We start from the raw sequence: 3,262 nt of genomic DNA, 5'->3' as shown, positions 1-3,262 counted from the left end.
CCTCATCTCGGTGGGCATCGGCCTGCCCCTGGGACTGGCCAACGCGCGGCTCGCCTTCTTCCGCAACGCGGTGAAGCCGGTGGTGATGGGCCTGCAGGCGCTGCCCTCCATCTGCTGGCTGCCGCTGGCGCTCTTGTGGTTCGGCCTGAACGACTCCGCCATCCTCTTCGTGGTGGTGATGGGCAGCGTGCTCTCCATCGCCATCGCCACCGAGGACGGCGTCAACGGGATTGATCCGCAGCTCATCCGCGTGGCCCACACCCTGGGGGTGCGCGGCCCGCGCTTCTCCTTCGGGGTGCTGCTGCCCGCGGCGCTCCCAGGCATCGTCACCGGCCTGAAGCTGGGCTGGAGCTTCGCGTGGCGCGCGCTGCTGGCCGGAGAGCTGCTCTTCGTCTCGGGCGGCCTGGGCCAGCTGCTCACCCTGGGCCGCGAGCTGATGGACGTGCCGCAGGTGATGGCGGTGATGGTGGCCATCATCGCCATCGGCATCCTCGTGGATCGCGTCCTCTTCCAGACGGTGGAGCTGCGTGTGCGGCGGCGCTGGGGCCTGATGCCCTCCATGTGAAGTGGCGGACGGCCCACCCAGAGGAGCATTGCCCCGCGCGCGGATGCGCCCCATTACCGAGCGCATGAACCTGTCTCGCTCTCGGTCAGGCCTGGGGCTCTCCCTCGGGCAATTCCTAGGACTGTTCGTCCTGGTGGCGGCCACCGGCCTCGGTTGCAAGAAGTCTGGAGGGGACGCGGGGGGAGACGCCAACGCTCCGCTCCGCCTGGGCTTCTTCCCCAACATCACCCACTCGCAGGCCCTCGTGGGCCACACCGAGGGCGCCTTCTCCGCGGAGCCCGGCATCGGCCGGCTCGACGTGAAGCAGTTCAACGCCGGCCCCGCGGCCATGGAGGCGCTGGTGGCAGGCTCGCTGGACGTCGCGTACGTGGGTCCGGGCCCGGCCATCAACACCTACCTCAAGGCAGGCCGCGAGCTGCGCATCATCGCCGGCGCGGTGAATGGAGGCGCGGTGCTCGTCACCCGCACGGCGAAGTCCGCCGCCGAGCTGAAGGGGAAGAAGGTGGCCAGCCCTCAGATTGGCAACACGCAGGACATCGCCCTGAGGCACTGGCTCAAGCAGCAGGGCCTCGCCGCGGCCAGCGAGCCTGGCGCGGATGTGCAGGTCATTCCGCTGAGCAACCCGGACATCCTCGCGCAGTACGTCAACGGCGCGATCGAGGGCGCCTGGGTGCCCGAGCCCTGGGGCGCGCGCATGGTGGCCGACGGCGGCGGTCAAATCCTCGTGGATGAGCGCACCCTCTGGCCGGAGGGCCGCTTCCCCACCACCGTCATCGTGACGACAAGGAAGGTGCTGGAGACACGCCGGCCCCAGATCGCCGCCCTGCTGCGCGCGCATGTCCGGCTCACCGAGCGCTGGCGCGCCGATCCAGACGGCTTCGCGGCCGCCGTCAACGCCGCGTTCGGCAAGCTCGCCAGCAAGCCGCTGGCGCCCGCCATCCTCAAAGAAGCCTTCTCCCGGCTGGAGCCGAGCCTCGATCCGGAGCAGAGCGCGCTGGCGGAGACGGCCCGGCACGCGAAGGAGCTGGGCTATCTCGCCACGGAGGACGTCTCCGGGCTGGTGGACCTGCTCCTGCTCAACGAGGTCCGAGCCCCACCCCAGTGAGGCAAGGCTCGGAGGGCTGACCCCTCACTCCACTGCCGGCGGTGGCACCTCGCCTGCCAGGGACAGGGCGACGTTCTGCGTCCGAGACACCTGGTACTCGGCGATGACCTCCTGGCCCACCTTCGGCTGCTTCTTGATGCGCAGCGCACTCATGTCCAGCGGCACCACCACGCCCTGGCGCTCCACGTAGAGCGTCCGGCCGCGGATCTCGACGACCCGGCCCGAGAGCAGGCGTGTGCCTCCCTCGTCCCGCCGGTCTTCCCGGTTGAGCATGATGTCCGTGCCGAGGGGACCGAAGTTGAACTCCTCGATGATTCCCGCGCGGCCACCCACGCCCTCCTCCACGTTGAACTCTCCCGCGCGATCCCGATTGGGGTCTTCCCGCTCTCTCGATTGCGCTGCCAAGGGAGCGAGCAGCAGACCGAAGGCAGGCACCAGCGCGGCTGCACGGCGGAATGACCTCAGCGAGATCGACTTCATAGGTGGACTCCGGCAAGGGGGTCGATGACCCGTCCACCGTTCAAGCTAGGGATGGGTCCAACGCCCCTTACACTCCGCGTCTTGCCTTGGAGGGAGGAGGAGCCACCAGACGACCCGTTACTCGGTGCGCGGCGTGGACGACTCGCAGAGGTGCTCGAGGAACTCGGGCAGCAGCGTGTGGGAGATGATCCACAGCTTGCCCTCGCCCAGGTCCGCCAGGGCCGCGCGCTCCGCGTATTCCACCACCTGGGCCTCGACGTAGTGCACGAACACCGAGCGGCCTCGCGCCTTGTACCACTCCGCGGCGCGCGTCAGCAGCGCGAGCATCGCGTCCTGCACCTCGGGCAGCGACTCGTCCTGAAGGGGGATGATGCGCACCCCGTCCAGCACGTGGAACAGGTTGAGCCCCAGGTGCGCCGTCTCCAGGATGGCCACCGCCACGGCCTTGCCCTTGGAGCGAGCCACCATCACCCCGCGCTCGCGCGTCAGCTGCGCCGTCTCCCACAGGGCCCGGGTGGCGGCCAGATCGAACCGCTCCGGCACCAGGTCCAGCGCCTCGCGGTACGCCTCGGGCCTCGTCTTCTCCAGGTGCGTGAAGAGCTGCTGGCTCTCCTCGGCGGTGATGTCGCCGACCTCGATGCCCTCAGGGATGGCCGGCCACGCGTTGTCCACATCCCCTTCCATGAGGCGGAAGGGCAGCACGGCCGACTGGCCGGTGTGCTCGTACCACTGGGCGAAGTCGAAGTTGATGAAGCGGATCCACCGGACGTTGGCCTCGCAGTAGGCGAAGAACCACTTCACGTCCGAGTCCATCTGCGCCGGCTCGAAGGCGCGCAGGTAGATGTCGCGCAGCGCCTCGCGGGCGCTCACCTTCTTGGCCTCGGCGTTCGAGGACTGCTGGCGCGCCAGCTGATGGGCCAGCCAGCTGCCCGCGTACGGCTTGAGCCCCGAGAGCGTCGCCTCCACGCCGCCCGCCATCGGCTTCACGGCCCGGTAGCCGATGCGCAGCTGCCCCTCCAGCTTGCGCTGCGCCTCGTAGAACTGCCCCTTCAAGGCGGAGAACTTCGTCGGCTCCTTGCCCGAGAGGCGGAAGTAGCCGGACTTCTCGAAGA

Annotated in this window: 3 protein-coding genes and 1 pseudogene; 2 read left to right on the top strand and 2 right to left on the bottom strand. The window is 69.3% G+C overall.

Translation table 11 applies throughout. The annotated features are described in order from the left end of the window. Together VD972_RS28210 and VD972_RS28205 are read left to right on the top strand one after the other, a co-directional pair. The coding region (locus VD972_RS28210; protein WP_324991848.1) for an ABC transporter permease at positions 1 to 565 on the top strand (565 nt) is incomplete at its 5' end. 64 nt (positions 566 to 629) lie between these two features. Further along, positions 630 to 1,670, top strand: coding sequence for an ABC transporter substrate-binding protein (locus VD972_RS28205; protein ID WP_324991849.1), 1,041 nt, complete (start codon positions 630 to 632; stop codon positions 1,668 to 1,670). 24 nt (positions 1,671 to 1,694) lie between these two features. Here VD972_RS28205 and VD972_RS28200 read toward each other — a convergent pair whose 3' ends face one another. Next, a complete protein-coding gene (locus tag VD972_RS28200) occupies positions 1,695 to 2,150 on the bottom strand; it encodes a hypothetical protein (protein WP_324991847.1) in 456 nt (151 codons plus the stop codon). A gap of 117 nt (positions 2,151 to 2,267) precedes the next feature. Next, positions 2,268 to 3,262: pseudogene (locus tag VD972_RS28195) on the bottom strand (PilZ domain-containing protein); the annotation flags it as partial.

The organism is Hyalangium sp., assembly GCF_035629615.1.
Classification (GTDB): domain Bacteria; phylum Myxococcota; class Myxococcia; order Myxococcales; family Myxococcaceae; genus Hyalangium.
Note: the sequence above shows the minus strand (reverse complement) of the source record. Positions and strands in the feature narration are given on the sequence as shown.